Source organism: Ensifer sp. Root278, from assembly GCF_001429285.1.
Classification (GTDB): Bacteria; Pseudomonadota; Alphaproteobacteria; order Rhizobiales; family Rhizobiaceae; genus Ensifer.
In genome coordinates this window covers 216171-234251 of sequence record NZ_LMJJ01000023.1, presented here as the reverse complement: position 1 = coordinate 234251, position 18081 = coordinate 216171, and the positions used below count along the sequence as shown (strand labels likewise).

17 protein-coding genes and 1 riboswitch are annotated in these 18081 nt (G+C 62.1%); of the genes, 7 read left to right on the top strand and 10 right to left on the bottom strand.

Annotation, left to right across the window (positions count from 1 at the left end; genetic code table 11):
• Positions 1-137: 137 nt before the first annotated feature.
• The 4 genes from nrdE to ASE60_RS17485 form a co-directional block, all read right to left on the bottom strand.
• Positions 138-2291 carry a class 1b ribonucleoside-diphosphate reductase subunit alpha gene (gene nrdE / locus ASE60_RS17500; protein WP_057251816.1) on the bottom strand — a complete coding sequence of 718 codons (2154 nt, stop codon included), beginning with the start codon at positions 2289-2291 and terminating at the stop codon, positions 138-140.
• A complete protein-coding gene (gene nrdI, locus ASE60_RS17495; RefSeq protein ID WP_057251815.1) occupies positions 2261-2677 on the bottom strand; it encodes a class Ib ribonucleoside-diphosphate reductase assembly flavoprotein NrdI in 417 nt (138 codons plus the stop codon). Before nrdI ends, nrdE begins: the two co-directional genes overlap by 31 nt.
• 12 nt (positions 2678-2689) lie before the next feature.
• A complete protein-coding gene (gene nrdH / locus ASE60_RS17490) occupies positions 2690-2911 on the bottom strand; it encodes a glutaredoxin-like protein NrdH (RefSeq protein WP_057251814.1) in 222 nt (73 codons plus the stop codon).
• A gap of 397 nt (positions 2912-3308) precedes the next feature.
• Positions 3309-3534: riboswitch (cobalamin riboswitch) on the bottom strand.
• A 289-nt stretch (positions 3535-3823) separates the two neighbouring features.
• On the bottom strand, positions 3824-4303 hold the full coding sequence (locus ASE60_RS17485; protein WP_162261305.1) for a hypothetical protein: 480 nt from the start codon (positions 4301-4303) through the stop codon (positions 3824-3826).
• On the opposite strand from ASE60_RS17485, the gene ASE60_RS17480 reads away from it, so the two are divergent.
• The gene (locus ASE60_RS17480) at positions 4265-5209 is read left to right on the top strand and encodes a LysR substrate-binding domain-containing protein (protein WP_057251812.1); all 945 of its coding nucleotides are present in this window, start codon (positions 4265-4267) and stop codon (positions 5207-5209) included. The two genes, ASE60_RS17485 and ASE60_RS17480, sit on opposite strands and share 39 nt — an antisense overlap.
• Here ASE60_RS17480 and ASE60_RS17475 read toward each other — a convergent pair.
• From ASE60_RS17475 to ASE60_RS17455, 5 genes are all read right to left on the bottom strand, one after another.
• The gene (locus ASE60_RS17475; protein WP_057251811.1) at positions 5167-5904 is read right to left on the bottom strand and encodes an aspartate/glutamate racemase family protein; all 738 of its coding nucleotides are present in this window, start codon (positions 5902-5904) and stop codon (positions 5167-5169) included. The genes ASE60_RS17480 and ASE60_RS17475 overlap by 43 nt on opposite strands.
• Before the next feature lie 5 nt (positions 5905-5909).
• On the bottom strand, positions 5910-6731 hold the full coding sequence (locus ASE60_RS17470; RefSeq protein ID WP_057251810.1) for an ABC transporter permease: 822 nt from the start codon (positions 6729-6731) through the stop codon (positions 5910-5912).
• A gap of 1 nt (position 6732) precedes the next feature.
• Positions 6733-7647 (bottom strand): ABC transporter permease, encoded by a 915-nt coding sequence (locus tag ASE60_RS17465; protein ID WP_057251809.1) that lies wholly within the window; start codon positions 7645-7647, stop codon positions 6733-6735.
• Positions 7648-7855: 208 nt separating this feature from the next.
• Positions 7856-9154 carry a PotD/PotF family extracellular solute-binding protein gene (locus ASE60_RS17460; protein ID WP_057251808.1) on the bottom strand — a complete coding sequence of 433 codons (1299 nt, stop codon included), beginning with the start codon at positions 9152-9154 and terminating at the stop codon, positions 7856-7858.
• Positions 9155-9187: 33 nt separating this feature from the next.
• Positions 9188-10276 carry an ABC transporter ATP-binding protein gene (locus ASE60_RS17455; protein ID WP_057251807.1) on the bottom strand — a complete coding sequence of 363 codons (1089 nt, stop codon included), beginning with the start codon at positions 10274-10276 and terminating at the stop codon, positions 9188-9190.
• Positions 10277-10696: 420 nt separating this feature from the next.
• On the opposite strand from ASE60_RS17455, the gene ASE60_RS17450 reads away from it, so the two are divergent.
• The 5 genes from ASE60_RS17450 to ASE60_RS17430 are packed head-to-tail and all read left to right on the top strand — an operon-like array spanning position 10697 to position 15732.
• Positions 10697-11539 (top strand): metallophosphoesterase, encoded by an 843-nt coding sequence (locus tag ASE60_RS17450; RefSeq protein WP_057251806.1) that lies wholly within the window; start codon positions 10697-10699, stop codon positions 11537-11539.
• Positions 11536-12702, top strand: coding sequence for an ABC transporter ATP-binding protein (locus ASE60_RS17445; protein ID WP_057251805.1), 1167 nt, complete (start codon positions 11536-11538; stop codon positions 12700-12702). Before ASE60_RS17450 ends, ASE60_RS17445 begins: the two co-directional genes overlap by 4 nt.
• Entirely contained in the window at positions 12695-13609 is a 915-nt protein-coding gene (locus tag ASE60_RS17440; RefSeq protein WP_057251804.1) for a sugar ABC transporter permease, read from the top strand. The genes ASE60_RS17445 and ASE60_RS17440 overlap by 8 nt, the downstream gene beginning before the upstream one ends.
• Positions 13606-14442, top strand: coding sequence for a carbohydrate ABC transporter permease (locus ASE60_RS17435; RefSeq protein WP_057251803.1), 837 nt, complete (start codon positions 13606-13608; stop codon positions 14440-14442). The genes ASE60_RS17440 and ASE60_RS17435 overlap by 4 nt, the downstream gene beginning before the upstream one ends.
• A 24-nt stretch (positions 14443-14466) precedes the next feature.
• Positions 14467-15732, top strand: coding sequence for an ABC transporter substrate-binding protein (locus tag ASE60_RS17430; protein ID WP_057251802.1), 1266 nt, complete (start codon positions 14467-14469; stop codon positions 15730-15732).
• Between the two features lie 64 nt (positions 15733-15796).
• Here ASE60_RS17430 and ASE60_RS17425 read toward each other — a convergent pair whose 3' ends face one another.
• Positions 15797-16783: a substrate-binding domain-containing protein gene (locus tag ASE60_RS17425; RefSeq protein WP_057251801.1), complete on the bottom strand. Its 987-nt coding sequence runs from the start codon at positions 16781-16783 to the stop codon at positions 15797-15799.
• A gap of 236 nt (positions 16784-17019) precedes the next feature.
• On the opposite strand from ASE60_RS17425, the gene ASE60_RS17420 reads away from it, so the two are divergent.
• A complete protein-coding gene (locus ASE60_RS17420; protein ID WP_057251800.1) occupies positions 17020-18048 on the top strand; it encodes a substrate-binding domain-containing protein in 1029 nt (342 codons plus the stop codon).
• The last annotated feature ends 33 nt before the right edge of the window (positions 18049-18081 follow it).

Below are 18081 nucleotides of genomic sequence, written 5' to 3'. Positions count from 1 at the left end.
GGCACCTTCTCCCCGCTTGCGGGGAGAAGGTGTATGCCGCGCCATCTCGCATAATCTGGGCCGTCAGTGTGGCAGGTACCCTCTCCCCGCAGGCGGGGAGAGGGTTAGGGTGAGGGGCACTTAATGGGAACGCGGCGCTACAACGCGCAGGAAACGCAGCCCTGGACCTGCGTGCCCTCAAGCGCCATCTGGCGAAGGCGGATGTAGTAAATCGTCTTGATGCCCTTCTTCCAGGCGTGGATCTGCGCGCGGTTTATGTCGCGCGTCGTCGCCGTGTCGCGGAAGAACAGGGTCAGCGACAGGCCCTGGTCGACATGCTGGGTCGCAGCCGCATAGGTGTCGATGATCTTCTCCGGCCCGATCTCGTAGGCGTCCTGGTAATATTCGAGGTTGTCGTTGGTCATGAAGGCGGCCGGATAGTAGACGCGGCCAATCTTGCCTTCCTTGCGGATCTCGATCTTCGAGACGATCGGGTGGATCGAGGAGGTCGAGTGGTTGATGTAGGAGATCGAGCCCGTCGGCGGCACCGCCTGGAGGTTCTGGTTGTAGAGGCCGCCTTGCGTGACCGCCTGTTTCAGTTCCAGCCAATCGTCCTGCGTCGGGATGCGGATGCCGGCCGCTTCGAACAGGCCCTTCACCTTCTCCGTCGCCGGCAGCCATTCGGCTTCGGTGTATTTGTCGAAATATTCGCCTGACGCGTATTTCGAGTTCTCGAAGCCCTTGAAGGTCACGCCCTTCTCGACCGCCAGCCGGTTGGATGCGCGGATGGCGTGATAGGTCACCGTGTAGAAATAGATGTTGGTGAAATCGATGCCTTCCTCGGAGCCGTAGAAGACGCGCTCGCGGGCGAGGTAGCCGTGCAGATTCATCTGGCCAAGGCCGATCGCGTGGCTGTCGTCATTGCCCTTCTCGATCGAAGGCACGGAAGAGATGTGGCTCATTTCGGAGACGGCGGTGAGCGCGCGGATCGAGGTCTCGATCGTCTGGCCGAAATCCGGACTGTCCATCGCCGCGGCAATGTTCAGCGAGCCGAGATTACAAGAGATATCCTTGCCCATCTTTGCGTAGGAGAGGTCGTCGTTGAATTCGCTCGCCTCGCTCACCTGCAGGATTTCCGAGCAGAGGTTGCTCATGGTGATGCGCCCGGCGATCGGGTTCGCCCGGTTCACCGTGTCCTCGAACATGATGTAGGGGTATCCGCTCTCGAACTGGATTTCGGCAATGATCTGGAAGAAATCGCGCGCCTTGATCTTCCGCTTGCGGATACGAGCATCCTCGACCATCTCGCGGTACTTCTCCGTCACCGAAATTTCGGTCAGCGGCACGCCGTAGACGCGCTCCACGTCATAGGGCGAGAACAGATACATGTCCTCGTTGTTGCGGGCGAGCTCGAAGGTGATGTCCGGGATGACGACGCCGAGCGACAGCGTCTTGATGCGGATCTTTTCGTCGGCATTTTCCCGCTTGGTATCGAGGAAGCGCATGATGTCCGGGTGGTGGGCATGCAGATAAACAGCACCTGCCCCTTGGCGGGCGCCAAGCTGGTTGGCATAGGAGAAGCTGTCTTCAAGCAGTTTCATGACAGGGATGATGCCGGAGGACTGGTTCTCGATCTGCTTGATCGGCGCGCCCATCTCTCTGATGTTGGTGAGCGACAGCGCCACGCCACCGCCGCGCTTGGAGAGCTGCAATGCGGAATTGATCGCGCGGCCGATGCTCTCCATGTTGTCCTCGACCCGCAGCAGGAAGCAGGAGACGAGCTCGCCGCGTTGCTTTTTACCGGCATTGAGGAAGGTCGGCGTCGCCGGCTGGAAACGCCCGGAAATGATCTCATCGACGAGATCGCGGGCAAGTCCCTCGTTGCCGCGCGCCAGTGTCATGGCCACCATGCAGACGCGATCCTCGTAGCGCTCCAGGTAGCGCTTTCCGTCAAAGGTCTTCAGCGTATAGGACGTGTAGTATTTGAACGCGCCGAGGAAGGTCGGGAAGCGGAACTTCTTCCCATAGGCGTGGTCGTAGAGATCGCGGACGAAGTTGAAGGAATACTGGTCGAGAACCTGCTGCTCGTAGTAGCCCTCGGTCACCAGATAATCGAGCTTCTCCCTGAGGTTATGGAAGAAGACCGTGTTCTGGTTGACGTGCTGGAGGAAGTATTGTTTCGCCGCCAGCCGGTCTTTGTCGAGCTGGATCCGTCCCTCTTCATCATAGAGGTTCAGCATTGCGTTCAGCGCATGATAGTCCAGCGCCGCTTCCGTCGCCTTCAGGGGGCGTTCGAGTGTTGAGACGTCCAAAATCGTTCCATCCCGTTTCTGACATTGGCGACGTCCTCCTCTGTTCCGAGAAGCTCGAACCGGTAGAGGTAGGGCACCTGGCACTTGGCCGCGATGACGTCGCCGGCGATCCCGTAGGTCGCGCCGAAATTGCTGTTGCCCGCAGCAATGACGCCGCGGATGTGAGAGCGGTTGCCCGCATCGTTGAGGAAGCGGATGACCTGTTTCGGCACCGCACCCCGGCCGTCATCGCCGCAATAGGTGGGCACGACCAACACGAAAGGCTCGGAAACCGTAAGTGAAGCCTTACTTTCTTTGAGCGGTATGCGCGCTGCGCGAAGGCCGAGCTTTTCGACGAAGCGATGGGTGTTTTCCGAGCGGCTGGAAAAATAGACGATCAGGCCCACCGCCCGTCTCCTCTAGGAAAGCGCGCTGATCTTGTCGGGGCGAAAACCCGCCCAGTGTTCGGGGCCGGCGACGACGACGGGAAGCTGCATGTAGCCGAGGCCCTTGACCGTTTCGAGCGCGTCTTGGTCGATGGAGATATCAATGACCTCGTAGTTGACGCCCTGGCGATCGAGCGCTCGGTAGGTCGCGGTGCATTGGACGCAGGCGGGCTTGCTGTAGACGGTAACGTTCATTTCTTCCTCGTTTGGTCGGCTGGATGAGAGCATGAGAAGGCGCACGGACACGCAGCCGCGATCCGGCGAAATGCAGGGCTGTCATGGCTGTGGCTCGCTCGGATCTGGAGGCCCGGGCATGCCTCTTCGTCAGCTGCGCGGGAAACCGCGCCTCTTGATTGGCGAGCGATAGAATTTCAATGACGCGGACATGACTTCACCCCGAAGCTTTCGACAGGCTGCCGGGGAGATGTCGAGACGATCAGGCAGGCTCATCCTGCCGCACGACAGCGCCGTGCGTCCTAACAGACGCGCAAAGATCGCTGTAGCACTTCGATTTGCTGCATGTTTTTATCCTTAAATCGGCGACGATTTAAGGAAACATGCAGTAGACTCAACCCCTCCGGACACCCGCCCGTGGACGTTTGTTGCTCGAGGCAGGTCTCCTGGCTCACGGGTCTCAGCTTCCATCCCGACCTTCCCGAGGCCTCATGCCTCAGTGGTCCAATTCCGGACAGTCGCTCGCCGTCTACAGTTGCGGGGGCAGCTACGGCATAGCCTAGCGAAAACTCGCCGACGCACCGTATTCCCGTCTTAGCTCTCAATCCCTGCGAATCGAGAGAACCTCGAACACTAGATATAGTAGTTCATCGCAAATCTGCGTCAATAGGTTCGAGGTGCCCGAAGCCGGGGTGAGAAGGTGATTTCTTTCGCCGTGTGGATAACAAGGAGTAAACGGCGGGAGGCGGCGAAACCTGTGGGTGAAGAACTTCTCGGCTTTGAGCCCCGCGCTCGCTCCGTTGCGATCACTTGCGAAGGGGCTTCGGCACGCCGCTTTTAGAAACGCCACGCCGGATCTCTCCCGAATTCGGTCCGCGGGCTGGGAAGGTGGCAGATCACGATAACTGCGCTGTGTCTTGCCTCTGCGCTCCGTCAATCGCAGAGCGACATGCTTATGTCTTTGTTTTCTCCGGGCTGGGCTCGAGGCGAAGCCCTTGCCATTTGCGGCGCGTCGCCGCAATCCCGCTCCGGCGAGGGCGGTGACCTGCGCGGATCGTCGTCCTTCGGCCAATGCCAAGGATCGGCACCATCGCCGACGCGCGCCCGGATGGTCTCCTGATCTCGCGTCAGCCCGATATCCTTCAGCTGGAATTCGCTGAACGTATCGATGGCGATGATTGGGTTGAGTGCGTTGCCGGCCCAGTTCAGGGCATGAAGGATCGTTGATCGCACTGCGCTAAGCATTGCTATCCTCTTTGTTTTTGCTGTTGTGTTCACGAAAAAAGTGAGGATTTTTGCTGCTTCGCGCAAAGCGATTTCTCGCATGCTGGCATAAAGAATGCTTATCTCAGGGCCATGAGCAAGATTCCTCCCATGAGTGCCGTGCGCGCCTTCGAAGCGGCCGCCAGACATCTGAGCTTCACCCGCGCCGCCGACGAGCTCGGCATGACGCAGGCGGCGGTCAGCTACCAGATCCGGCTGTTGGAGGAGCGCATCGGCACGCCGCTCTTCGTTCGTCTTCCGCGCGAGGTTCGGCTGACGGCGGCCGGGCGGCAGCTGGCGCCGAAGGTGACGGAAGCGATCGACCTTCTCGGGGCGGCCTTCTCGGAGATTGCCGACAAGACCGAACACCACCTGCACATTTCCGTGCTGCCGACCGTCGTGTCGAGCTGGCTCGGCCAGCGGCTCGCCTCGTTCCAGACGGCCCATCCGAACATCAGCATCCGGGTGCACATGTCGACCGAGCTGATCGACTTCAAGCGTGACGCCATCGATCTCGTGGTGCGCAGCGGCAACGGCGACTGGCCCGGCAACGACGTGTTCCCGCTTTTCCCTATCGATTACATGCCGGTCTGCACGCCGTCTTTCATGGAGAAGCACCAGCTCAGGCATCCCTCGGACGTCCTGCGTGTACGGCGCTTCGGCAACGCCAGCTGGTGGCGGCGATGGATGATCGAAACCGGGGTGGAGCCACCGGCGAGCAACGGTACCGAACTGATCTTCGACGTCCAGGCGATGGACGTCACGACGACTTTGAACGACCATGGCATCGCGATTGCCGTTTCAACCTTCCTGATGGACGAACTGAAGAGCGGCAGGCTCATCCGGCCCTTCGACCATGTGGTAAGAGATGGTCGCGCCTATTGGCTGGTCTATCCGCAGAGCAGCAGGCGGCAGAAAAAGATCCAGGCTTTTCGCGATTGGATTATTGCCGAGGCCGACGCATCGAATGCGCTGCTGGCGACAGTCGTGGGCGATTCCAGGTCGGCATCACCTCAAGCCGGGGTTGGAGCGAGCGCGCTCATGAAACCTGAATAGGGCTTGCTGAGCGGCGACGCATAGGCCCCGCGCTTGCTGGTCATAAGTCCCTGTGACACGAGTGCTTCCGCCTGCTTGACCGCGGCCGAAACGCCGTCGATGACAGGGACGTCATAGTCCGCTTGGAGCGCCCGGGCGAGATCGGCCATGCCGGCGCAGCCGAGCACGATCGCTTCTGCGCCATCCTGATTGAGCGCCAGCTCGATCTCGCGCCGGAGTTTGGCGAGCGCGTCTGATGCCTTGTCCTCCAGTTCGAGCACCGGGATGTTGGCGGCGCGGACCCTTGCCCGGTCGCCCATGCCGTAATGCCGGACGAGATTCTCGATCAGCACCCGTGACCGTTCGAGCGTGGTGACCACGGTGAAACGTTGCGCCAGCATGGCAGCGGTCGCGACGGCGGATTCGCAGAGCCCCACCACCGGTATGCGGGCGAGCGCACGGGCCGCCTCGAGGCCGGTGTCGTCGAAGCAGGCGATGACCGCGGCATCGGCGCCTGCGGCCTCGCCGTCGCGGATTTCGGCGAGCAGGCCCGGCAGGGCGACGGCGCCGTCATAATGCCCCTCGATCGAGGCCGGTCCCGATCTGGAGGTGCGCGCGAGAATTTCCGTGGCAGGGTTGGCGACAGTCCGAGCGGCCGCGGCTGCCTTGGCCGTCATCGACGCGGTGGTGTTGGGATTGATGATCAGGATGCGCATCTAGCCTAGCTCAGCTTTGCCTGGCGGCGTCGCAAGGTCAGAATGACTGCGAGCGCGACGAGGATGATGGTGAAGGAGAAGAGGGTGGTGACCGTGCCGAGCGCATAGAGCACCGGCGTCGTCACATTCGTAGTCATGCCGTAGATCTCGAGTGGCAGAGTGTTGTAGCTGCCCGAAGTCATCAGCGTGCGGGCGAATTCGTCGTAGGAGAGCGTGAAGCCGAAGAGGCCGACGCCGATCAGGCTTGGCGCGATCATCGGCAGGAGAACGTGCTGGAAAGTCTGCCAGGACGTCGCCCCGAGATCGCGCGCCGCTTCTTCGTAGGCCGGTGAGAACCGGTTGAAGACCGCAAACATGATGAGCACGCCGAAAGGCAGTGTCCAGGTGAGATGCGCGCCGAAGCCGGAGGAGTACCAGGCGGGCTTCAGGCCGAACTGCTGGAAGACGACGCCGATGCCGAGCGAGATGATGATCGACGGCACGACGAGACTTGCGACGGTGAGATAGAAGAGCGCGGTTGCGCCGCGGAAGCGTCGGCGGAAGGCAAGGCCTGCAAGCAGGGCGACCACGACGTTGACCGTCATTACCATCAGGCCGAGCGTAAAGGAGCGCCGGAATGAGGCGCCGAAGTCCCCGACCGCCTGCCGTTCGAAAAGGTTGTAGAACCAGTGCAGCGATAGGCCGTTCAGCGGAAAGGTCAGGCCGCCGTCCGGTCCCTGGAAGGACAGGATCAGCACGGCCGACAGCGGGCCGTAGAGAAACAGCACGAACAGCGTGAAGAAGATTGCGAGCAGGTAGAATTCCTTGCCGCGTCTCTCGTGGTTCATGTCAAAGCTCCTTGCGGATGTCGACGACGCGCAGGATCGCGGCGACCATAAAGAGCACGACGATCAGAAGCACCACGGCATTGGCGGCCGCTGCCGGATATTGCAGCAGAGACATCTGGTTTTTCATCATCAGCGCGACGGAGGCGCTCTGGCCGCCGGACATGACCTGCACCGTTGAGAAATCTGCCATGACGAGCGTGACGACGAAGATCGAGCCGATCGCGATGCCCGGCTTGGCGAGCGGCAGGATGACGTTCCAGAGGATCTGGCCGCCGGAAGCGCCGCAGTCGCGCGCCGCCTCGATCAGCGAGCGATCGATCCGCATCAGCGTATTGAAGATCGGCGTGACCATGAACAGCGTGTTGAGATGCACCATGGCAAGCACCACGGCAAAGTCGGAGTAGAGCAGCCACTCGATCGGCTGTGGGATCAGGCCAAGCTCGATCAGGGTCGAATTGACAAGGCCGTTGCGGCCGAGCACCGGGATCCAGGAAATCATGCGGATGATGTTCGAGGTCAGGAACGGCACGGTGCAGACGAGGAACAGCACCATCTGCATGGTTGTTGTGCGGACATGGAAGGCGAGGAAATAGGCGACCCAGAAGCCGATTAAGAGCGTCAGCGCCCAGACGAGGACGGTGAATTTCAGCGTGTTGAGATAGGTCTTCCAGGTGACCCACGAGCCGAGCGTATCGGCGTAGTTCATCGTCAGGAAGTCCGGATAGAGACCGGCGAAGTCATAGTCCCAGAAGCTGACGACGATGATGGTCAGGATCGGCAGCACGAAGAAGAATCCGAGGATCAAAAGGAGAGGGGTTGCCTGGAGATGGGAGGCCAGCGCGCGCGGAGCGCCCCGGCGACGTGATGCCTTCTCTGTCCTGATTTCCCCTGGCTGGGACGTCGCAAGTGTCGCCATCGTCGTTCCTCTCTGGATTTATGCGATCGGGGTCCGCCCCTCATCCGCCTGCCGGCACCTTCTCGTCGCTTGCGGGAGAAGGGAGATGCGTCGCCGTCCCGCTCATTCTTGATCGCCTATGTGCACGCTCGGCCGGCCGATGTGGCACGTCCCCTCTCCCCGCCTGCGGGGAGAAGGTTAGGGTGAGGGGGCGCTTCCGCGCCGGCGATTACGCCGCGATGAACTCGTTCCAGCGCTTGATCATGTAACGGTCCTCGTCCATCACAGAGTTCCAGCAGGCGACCTTGCCCATGCGTTCCTCGAACGAGCCGCCGTCGCGCACCGCACCCGCTTTCTCCATGATCTTGCCCTCCGGCGAAAGGATGTCGCCTTGGGCGGGCTTGCCTTCCACCCAGAAACCCCACTCGTCCTCGGACATGAAGCCCTTGGCGGTCTCCATCGCGGCGGAGTAGTAGCCCTGACGGTTGAGGTAGGCGCCGACCCAGCCGGAGAGGTACCAGTTGATGTACTCATAAGCCGCGTCGAGCTGTGCGCCCTGGAGATGGGCGGCAAGCCCGAGGCCGCCGCCCCAGGCGCGATAACCTTCTTTCAGCGGCTGGTACTTGCAGGCGATGCCCTTGGAACGGACGGCGGCGACGGCCGGCGACCACATGGACTGGATGACGACTTCGCCCGAAGCCATCAGGTTGACGCTCTCGTCGAAGGACTTCCAGAAGGCACGGAACTGGCCGTCCTGCTTGGCCTTGATCAGGAAGTCGATCGTCTTGTCGATCTCGTCCGTGGTCATGTTGCCCTTGTCGGCATATTTGATGTTGCCGAGCGCCTCCATGATCATCGCGGCGTCCATGATGCCGATCGAAGGAATGTTGAGGATCGCGGTCTTACCCTTGAACGCCGGGTCCATGATGTCGGCCCAGGTCGAGATCTCGCGCCCGACGAGATCGGGGCGAATGCCGAGCGTGTCGGCGTTGTAGATCGTCGGGATCAGCGTCATCCAGTCGGTCGGCGACTTGGCGAAGGTCTTGGAATCTTGCGCCTCGACGAAGCCGACGGTGTGCGGTGCGGTCCCCTGGGCGACCACGCTTTCGGGTTTCAGCTTGCCGTCGATGAACAGCGGCACGATCTTGTCGAAGTACTTGATCTTTTTCACGTCCATCGGCTGCATCACGCCGGCTGGGAAGACCTTCTTGGCAATCCAGTATTCGATGTCGGCGATGTCGTAGGAATCGGGCTGGGTCACCGCACGCTGGGCGGCGGCGTCGGAATCGGTCGCCGTCATTTCCAAGGTGATGCCGAGGTCCTGTTTGCACTTCTCTGCAATCGCATTGATGTTGGAAACGCCGGTGCCGAACTGGCGAAGCGTGATCGGGTTCTGGGCCCAAATGGTCGGGAAGCCGGTAATGGCACCCGATCCGGCGATGGCGCCGACGGCGGCAGCGCCGGTCTTCAACAACGATCGGCGTGTCAGGCCGGCGCCAGGCTTTTCGGTTTTAGTTTCAGTCGTCATGTGCAGTTCCCCTTCTTGTGATGGTTGATTAGCTCATGCGGAAAGGCGGCCGAGGGGGACGACGTCCTCCAGGGTCCAGCTCAGGGACACCGCGTCACCGACCGCGACAGGCTTCCTGAAATAGTCAGCGTCGCTGACGATCAGCGTGAAGTCGTCGCTGCCGGCACCGATGGCGGTGAGCTTCACCGAGGCGCCGCGGTACTCGATGTTGGAAACCACCGCCTGGAAACCGAGGCCCTTCTCGCCCGGCGGGTCGAGCCGCACGCGATCGGTGCGGATGCCGATGTCGATGGGCCGGCCGACCTCCTGGGCGATGTCGCGCACCGCGAAGGTCTGGCCTTCGGCGGTCTCCATTTCGACGACATCGCCGCTGATCGCGCGGACTTTTCCGGAGAGAACGTTGTGGTCGCCCATGAACCGCGCGACGAAGGCAGTGGCCGGGTGCTCGAACACCGTACGAGGTGCGGCCGCCTGCTCGATCCGGCCGCTGTTCATGACGACAATAAGATCGGCGAGCGCCATCGCCTCTTCCTGGCTATGGGTGACATGCACGAAGGTGATGCCGAGCGTCTTCTGCAGCTTCTTCAATTCCGCCCGCATGCGGATCTTCAGGAACGGGTCGAGCGCCGACAGCGGTTCGTCGAGCAGCAGCGCTTCCGGCTCGGTGATGAGCGCACGGGCGAGTGCCACGCGCTGCTGCTGGCCGCCGGAAAGCTGGGCCGGGCGCCTGGAAGCATAGGCCTCCATCTGCATCAACTTCAGCATCTCGAGTGCCTTGGCGCGGCGCGCGTCGCGTTCTACGCCCTTCATCTTCAGGCTGAAGGCAACGTTGTCGACGAGGTCGAGGTGCGGGAACAACGCATAGGACTGGAACATCATCGCTGTGCTGCGCCTGGCCGGCGGAAAATCGGTGACGACGACGTTGCCGAGCCGCAGGTCGCCTGAGGAGATGCTCTCGTGGCCGGCGATCATGCGCAGCGTCGAGGTCTTGCCGCAGCCCGAAGGGCCGAGGAAGCAGCAATAGCTTCCGGCGGGGATTTTCAGGCTGATGGAATGTACGGCGGTGGTCGAGCCGTAAATCTTGGAAACGGATACGATATCGATCTCTGCGGCTTTCGACATGAGCGTTCTCCTTGCACCAGAGAAGAAGCATCAATCGTGCCAATTTCGTTCGCCGAGCCTAAGGCTATGTTTTCGCGCGAGAATGGCCGTTTCGGTTGCCGGCTGCAGTCGTTATCGGTTTAGGGCGACTGCTCACGAATTGAGCTTTTCGTCGTCAATATGCGCAATTATTGTATACAATAGTATGAAATTTTGAGCACACCCACCGCAACGCTTCCATCGGGACGCGCAAGGGTGAACTTCGCGACCGGTTGGCTTTCCTGAAGGTGACGCTTTCATGGAGAAACTGAAAATCAGCTGAGAACGACTGTTACCAAACTGACATGGCAAGCCCCTAAAGACTGCGGCCAACCGCATCGGAGGGGAGAGAAATCCATCCGATGAGGCACGCCTTGAAGCCATCGTCGGAGGCCCGTTCCCATGAAGATCGTCCAGATCAGCGACACCCATCTCAGCCCCTCCAAGAGCCATTTCAACAACAATTGGGAGCCGGTTCGCGCCTGGATCGAGGAAATGGCGCCTGATCTCGTCATCCACACCGGCGACCTCACGATCGACGGCGCCGACCGTGAAGACGACATCACCTTTTCGCTGGGCCTGATCAACCGGCTCTCGATGCCGGTGCTCGTCGTTCCCGGCAATCATGACGTCGGCCATCTGCCGGGCTCGCACCAACCGGTCGACCCGGAGCGTCTTGCCCGCTGGCGCGGACTCGCCGGCCCGGACTACTGGGTCTCCGATCACGGTGATTGGCGACTGGTCGGCTTCAACAGCCTTCTTGTGGGCTTCGAGGACGAGGAAGAGGAGAAGCAATTCGCCTGGCTGGAAGAGCAGTTGCGAGACCGCGACGGGCGCAAGGTGGCGGTCTTTGCCCACAAGCCGCTCTTCGTCGATGGACCGCAGGAAGGCGACACCGGCTACTGGGGCATCCGCCCCCGCCAGCGCCGGCGTCTGTTTGATCTCTTCGCCGCGTCCGGCGTGGCGTTGCATGCAAGCGGCCATCTGCATTGGGCCTGGACGGGGGAACACGCCGGAATGTCGCTCGTCTGGGCGCCGCCGACCTCCTTCATCATCGACACCCTGGAGCGGCCGATGCCGGGCGAACGGCTGGTCGGTGCCGTCGTGCACACGTTCAGCGAAGCCGGCGTCGTGAGCGAGATCGTTGCCGTTCCGGGGCTTGTCAGCCACGTGCTCGATCCGATCGTCGAGGAGGTCTATCCGCTCGCCGCCAAGAAGAAGCTTAAGGTGGAGGCGGCGCAATGAGCGTGCTTTCGCTTGATGGCATCACCAAATCCTATGGCGGCAACGCCATCCTGAAAGGCGTCAGCCTGGAGGCCGAAGTGGGCGAATTCATCGCGCTTGTCGGTCCTTCCGGCTGCGGCAAGAGCACGCTTCTTCGAATCGTGGCCGGGCTTGATCACGGCGATACCGGCGAGATCGTCATCGGTGGCCGCAGCGTCGTGCGCAAGGCTGCGGCCGATCGCAATGTCGCGATGGTGTTTCAGTCCTATGCCCTCTATCCGCACCTGACCGCCGGAGAAAATATCGCTGTGCCGCTCGCCATGCGGCGCTTGACGGCGGCGCAGCGTCTGCCGTTCGTTGGCAATGTCCTGCCGGGGCAGAAACAGATCCGCACCGATATCCAGCGTCAGGTCAAGGAAATGGCTCTGGCGTTGAAGATCGACCACCTGCTTGACCGCAAACCGGGCCAGATGTCGGGCGGCCAGCGCCAGCGCGTGGCGCTCGCCCGCGCCATGGTGCGGCGTCCGGCCGTCTTCCTGATGGACGAGCCGCTCTCCAATCTCGATGCCAACCTGCGCGTCCATGCCCGCGGCGAGATCGTCGATCTCCACCGCCGCGCCGGCGTGCCGACGCTCTATGTCACCCACGACCAGTCGGAAGCGCTGTCGATGGCCGATCGGGTCGCCGTCATGATCGGCGGCAATCTGCTGCAATTGGCGAACCCGAAGGAGATCTACGACAACCCCTCCCATGTCGAAGTCGCGCGCTTCCTCGGCCAGCCGAAGATCAACGTGGTGGAAACCCGCACTGATGCCGCCGGCATCGTCCGCTTCGGTGATCTGGTGCTGATGGCGAACCGGGGGCAGGCACCTGACGCGCCGGTGAAGCTTGCAGTCCGCCCGGAATTCGTTCGCTTTAGTCCGCAAGGTGCCGGCCGGCTGAGCGCGCGGGTCGAGCGGATGGAATTCCTCGGCTCGGAAGTGATCGTCCATGCCCGCCTCGATGCGATCGGCGAGGTGATGACCTCCAAGTCGGCGCCTGCCGAGGCCGCATCGCTTGCGATCGGCCAGCCTGTCGACGTCGAGATCATGCCCGAACGCGCAATGCTCTTCGATCACGAAGGTGCGCGGCTTCCGGCCGAACCGCTTGCTGTTGCGGCGACGCGGGAGAAGATTCATGGCTAGCGTCGCGGCCTTCGAAACCGCACTCGCCGAGCCCGCGACGCGCGAGGCTCGCATCGCCTGGCTGCTCGCGCTTCCGGCGATCCTCCTCCTCTTTCTCTTCATCCTGCTGCCGACGCTTGCGGTGATCGTGCTCGGTTTTACCGATTTCGAGCTCGGCTACGGCAGCTTTCGTTTTGTCGGCTTCGAGAATTACGCCGAACTCTTCGGCGACCGCACCTTCCGCCGGTCGCTCTGGAACACCGCGGTCTACACGGCGATCGTCACGCCGGTCTCGATCGTTCTGGCGCTTGCGATCGCCATGCTGATCGAAGCGGAAACCAAGGGCCGGGCTTTCTTCCGCACGGTCTATTTTCTGCCGGTCGCCTCGCTGCTCGTCGCCATGGCGACCGTTTGGCAGTTCCTCTTCCATCCGACCATCGGCCCGATCAACACCTTCCTTGCCCTCTTCGGCATTGCCGGCCCCAACTGGCTCGGCGCCTCCGGCACGGTGCTCTACGGCCTCTCGATCATCGGCGTCTGGCAGTCGGTCGGCTTCAACATGGTGCTGTTCCTCGCAGGTCTCACCGCCATCCCGCGGGAGCTCTATTCAGCGGCCGAAGTCGACGGTGCGAGATCCTGGTTCGACCGCTTTCGCCTGGTGACCTGGCCAATGCTTGGGCCGACGACGCTGTTTGTCACCACCATCAGTATCATCAATTCGGTGAAGGTCTTCGAGACGGTGAAGACGCTGACCGAGGGCGGGCCAAACAAGGCATCGGAAGTGCTGCTCTTCACCATCTACCAGGAGGGCTTCGTCTACCTGCGCGTCGGCTACGCCTCGGCGATGACCGTCGTCTTCCTCTTGATCCTCGTCGTCCTGATGTTCCTGCAGTACCGCGTGCTCGACCGGAAGGTGCACTACGCATGATCACGAACGCTCTTTCCGTCGCCCGTATCGTCCGCCTCGCGGTCCTGTCGCTTGGCGCGCTGCTCTTCCTCGCGCCCTACATCTTCATGGTCTCGACCGCGGGCAAGGCGCAAAGCGAGATCTTCTCCTCGTCGCTGTCGCTGATCCCGGAGCAGTGGTCCTACATCGAGAACTTCTCCAAGGCTCTGTCGCGCGTCTCGATGACGACCCTGCTTTTCAACGGCGTTGTCGTCTGCGCACTGATCTTCGTCATCCAGATCGTCGTCGCCATTCCGTGCGCCTATGCCATGGCGAAGCTGAAGTTTCGCGCGGCCCGCGCCATGATGGTGCTGGTCATGCTCGGACTGCTGGTACCGATCCATGCGACGGCGCTGCCGATCTATGTCGCTTTCGACAAGCTGTCGGTGCTGAACAGCTACGCAGCACTTGTGGCGCCGTTCTCGATCTCGGTCTTTGCGATCTTCCTGTTCCTGCAGTTCTTCCGCGCCATGCCCGACGACCTGATCCACGCAGCAAGGCTCGACGGCATGTCGGAGGCGGGCATCGTCGCACGGGTCATCGTGCCGAACGCCTGGCCAGCGATCACCGCCTTTGCGATCTTCTCGGTGGTCGCCCACTGGAACGACCTCTTCTGGCCGCTGATCGTCGTCACCAACCAGGACTACGCGACTCCGCCGCTCGGCCTTCTCTTTTTCCGCGCGGCTGAAGCCGGCGACGACTACGGCGCGCTGATGGCGGCGACCCTCATCATTACCCTTCCCCTCGTTTCTGCATTTCTGCTGGCGCAGAAGCGCTTCGTCGAGGGCATCACCATGACCGGTCTCAAAGGCTGAACGGTCCAACCTGGAGCGCACCCCATGAAACATCTGAGACAGCTTTTCACCGCGGCTGCCGCATCGCTGATGCTCGCAGCCCCTGCCTACGCCGAGACCCAGCTTACGGTCCACTATCCGATGCCCGGGTTCTTCAAGGACGTGATGGACACGATCTCGAAGAAGTTCATGGAAGAAAACCCCGACATCAAGATCACCTTCGCCAACCCGTCGGCCACCTATGAGGAAGGCATCCAGACGATCATGCGTCAGGCAGGCACGGCCGAGATGCCCGATCTGACCTTCATCGGCCTCAACCGCCTGCGCATGGTCAACGAGCGCGACATCCCCGTCGATCTCGGCCCGTTCATTGCCAAGGACGGCAATATGGCCGAGCAGGGCTTTTCAGAAAACATCCTGAAGCTCGCCCAGGTGGGCGGCAAGCAGGTGGGCCTTGCCTTCGCCACCTCCAACCCGATCATGTACTACAATGCCGATCTGGTGCGCAAAGCCGGCGGTGACCCGGACAGCCCGCCGAAGACCTGGGACGAGGTCATCGCGCTCGGGGCAAAGATCAAGGCGCTCGGCGACGGCAACGAGGGCATCGACTTCCGCTGGCAGGGCGACGACTGGATGTTCTCCGCACTGCTCTTCGGCGCCGGCGGCGACATGCTGAGTGCAGACGAGAGCAAGGTTGCCTTCAACGGGCCGGAGGGCCAGAAGGCCGTCGACGTGCTCGACCGCATGGTCAAGGAAGGTGGGCTGCCGGTTCTGACCAAGCAGGCTGGCGAGCAGGCCTTCGTTGCCGGCAAGACCGGCTTTGCGTTCCAGACGACCGGGGCGCTGCGCAACACGATCAAGAATGTTGGCGGCAAGTTCGACCTGCGCACCGCGCACATTCCGCTGATCGATCCGGTAAACGGCAAGCTGCCGACCGGCGGCAATGCCGTCGTCATCCTGACGCGCGATGCCGAAAAGCAGGAAGCGGCCTGGAAATTCGCGAAGTTCGCCGCCGGCCCCTATGGCGCCTCGGTCGTCGTTCCCGGTACCGGCTACGTGCCGAACAACGAGCTCGCCGCCAAGTCGCCGGAGTATCTCGCCAACTTCTACAAGGAAAACCCGTTGTTCCGCGCCGGTCTCGAGCAGATGCCGCTGATGCGCCCCTGGTATGCCTTCCCCGGCAGCAACGGCGTGAAGGTCACGCAGACGATCGTCGAGAACCTGTCGCGCATCGTTGAGCAGTCGACGACGCCGAAGGAAGCGCTGGACGAGGCTGCAGCCGAAGTCGAAAGCCTGCTGCCGCGTAGCTGATACTATTTCCTTGATGATTGTCGCCGCCCCGGAGGAAATTCCGCGGGCGGCGTTCCTGTGTCGCTCAGACGAGGTGGCGAACGGTCCCGCCCGCGTAGAGGCGGCAGTCGAGGTTGAGATGGCGGCAGCCGGAGGCGTTCTCGGCCATGTCGAGCAATAGCGCCGCCGCCGCAAGCCCCATGTCTCCGTCGGGCATCGCTATCGTGGTGAGTGTTGGGCTCATCAATCGCCCGAGGGCGATGCCGTCGAAGCCGGCGACCGAGACATCATCCGGTACGGAAAGGCCTTCGCGTCGGAGCGCCGCGATTACGCCGAGGGCGAGAAGGTCGTTGGAGGCGATGATCGCCGTCGGGCGGTGATGCGCGAGGACCGCCGCGAGGTCGAGGTTCTCGTAACCGTCGACGAAGGGGATCTCGACAGCCTCCATCGGCTGGACGCCCGCCTCCTGCATGGCGGCGGAATATCCGTCGTAACGCAGGCGCGCCCGGTCGGAGGAGTGGAAATGGCCGGTGACCACGACAATGCGATGATGCCCATGCGCAAGGATATGCCGGGTCAATTCGTAGCCTGCGCGGTAATTGTCGACCGTGACGGCGGCGGCGAAGCGGGCGACGGGCCGGTTGTTGAGAAGCACGGTCGGCGGCAGCGCCGCCGAAAGCGCCTCGCTGGTGCGGGCGTCGCAGAGCGTCAGGATCAGCCCGGTCGGGCGCTGCTCGAGCAGCGAGCGCACGGCGCGCGCCTCGAGTGCTGGATCATAATTCGATTGCGCGATCAGAACGCCATGGCTTGCTACCTGCATGCGGTGCTGGATGCCGGCAAGCGAGGCGGCGAAGACCGGGTTGGTGACGCTCGGCACCAGCACGCCGACGACCGGTTGGCTGCGGCTGGCGGTGCGCCCCGCGGCCGTCGCCGGCCGATAGCCGAGCTCGGCGGCGGCCCGACGCACGCGCCGTACCATCTCGTCGCTGACGGGGCCTTCGCCGTTGAGCACGCGCGAGACGGTCGCCAGCGAGCAGCCGGCATGAAAGGCGATCTGTTGCAGGGTGGCCATCGCTGCCCTCTAGCCGATCCCCGTGACAGCAGATTGAAGGCCACCCCTCGCTGTTTTTTCACATCGCGCATGAATTATTATTCATGCCATGAATTATATTGACAGACGGTGAGTCCGCGGCTTTAATCGCAATCGTCGGAAGTCGAGGAGGAGTTCCGGCGAACTCACATATTCAGCGGCCGCAAACAGGCGGTCCATCGGTTTTTGGGAGGGGCTTCGGCCCCGAGGAGGAACGCGTGCGCAAATTTTTCAGCACGACCGCTCTGGCGGTCATTGCAACGTCATTCTGGGCCGGTTCGGCAAGCGCCGAAACGACAAACCCGTTTCGCTGCCAGCCCGGCGAAAAATACGTCATGAACGTCATGGTATCCGGCGTCGAATACTGGTTCCCGGTCTATGAGATGTTCAAGCAGGCCGGCCAGCAGTTCGGCTGCGAGACCGAATATACCGGCACGCCGGAGTATGACGTCAACAAGCAGATCGCCACCTTCGACCAGGCGCTCGCCCAGAATCCGGCCGGGATACTGGTGCACCCGATGAACTCCGATCCGTTCATCGAGCCGATCAACCGGGCGATCGACCAGGGCACGGCCGTCGTCACCTTCGCCGCGGACTCGCCGCTGTCGAAGCGTGTTTCCTTCATCACCTCGGACAACAGCCGCGAAGGCACCTACGCCGCCGACGCGATCGCCGAGAAGATGGGCGGCAAGGGCGAGTACGCGGTTCTCGAAAACCCCGGCCAGGACAACCACGACAAGCGCATCACCGCCTTCGTCAATCGCATGGCCGAGAAGTGGCCTGACATGAAGCTCGTCGGCCGCGCCGCCTCGAACCAGGATCCGAACAAGGCCTATCAGGGCCTGATGAGCATCATCCAGGCCAATCCGAACCTCGGCGCAGTCTTCATGCCGGAAGCGAACTCTGCCATCGGTGCGGCCCAGGCCAGCAAGGAAAGCGGCGGCAAGGTGCTCGTCATGTGCGCCGACGTCAACGCCAACATCCTCGATATGATCAAGGCCGGCGAAGTCTTCGGCTCCATCAACCCGAACCAGGGCATGCAGGGCTATATGGGCTTCATGCTGCTGTGGATGGCCAAGCACCCGGAACTGATCGACCCGATGAACGACGCCAAGCGCGCCGGCTTCAACCCGATGAGCATCCCCTTCGTCGACAATGGTCTCTCGATCGTCACAGCCGAGAATGCCGACGACTTCTACTGGGACAAGTACCTGAAGCGTCGTGGTACCAAGGGTATCGACGAGTAAGGGCGAAAAATGGCTGCCCGGTCCGCTCCGGGC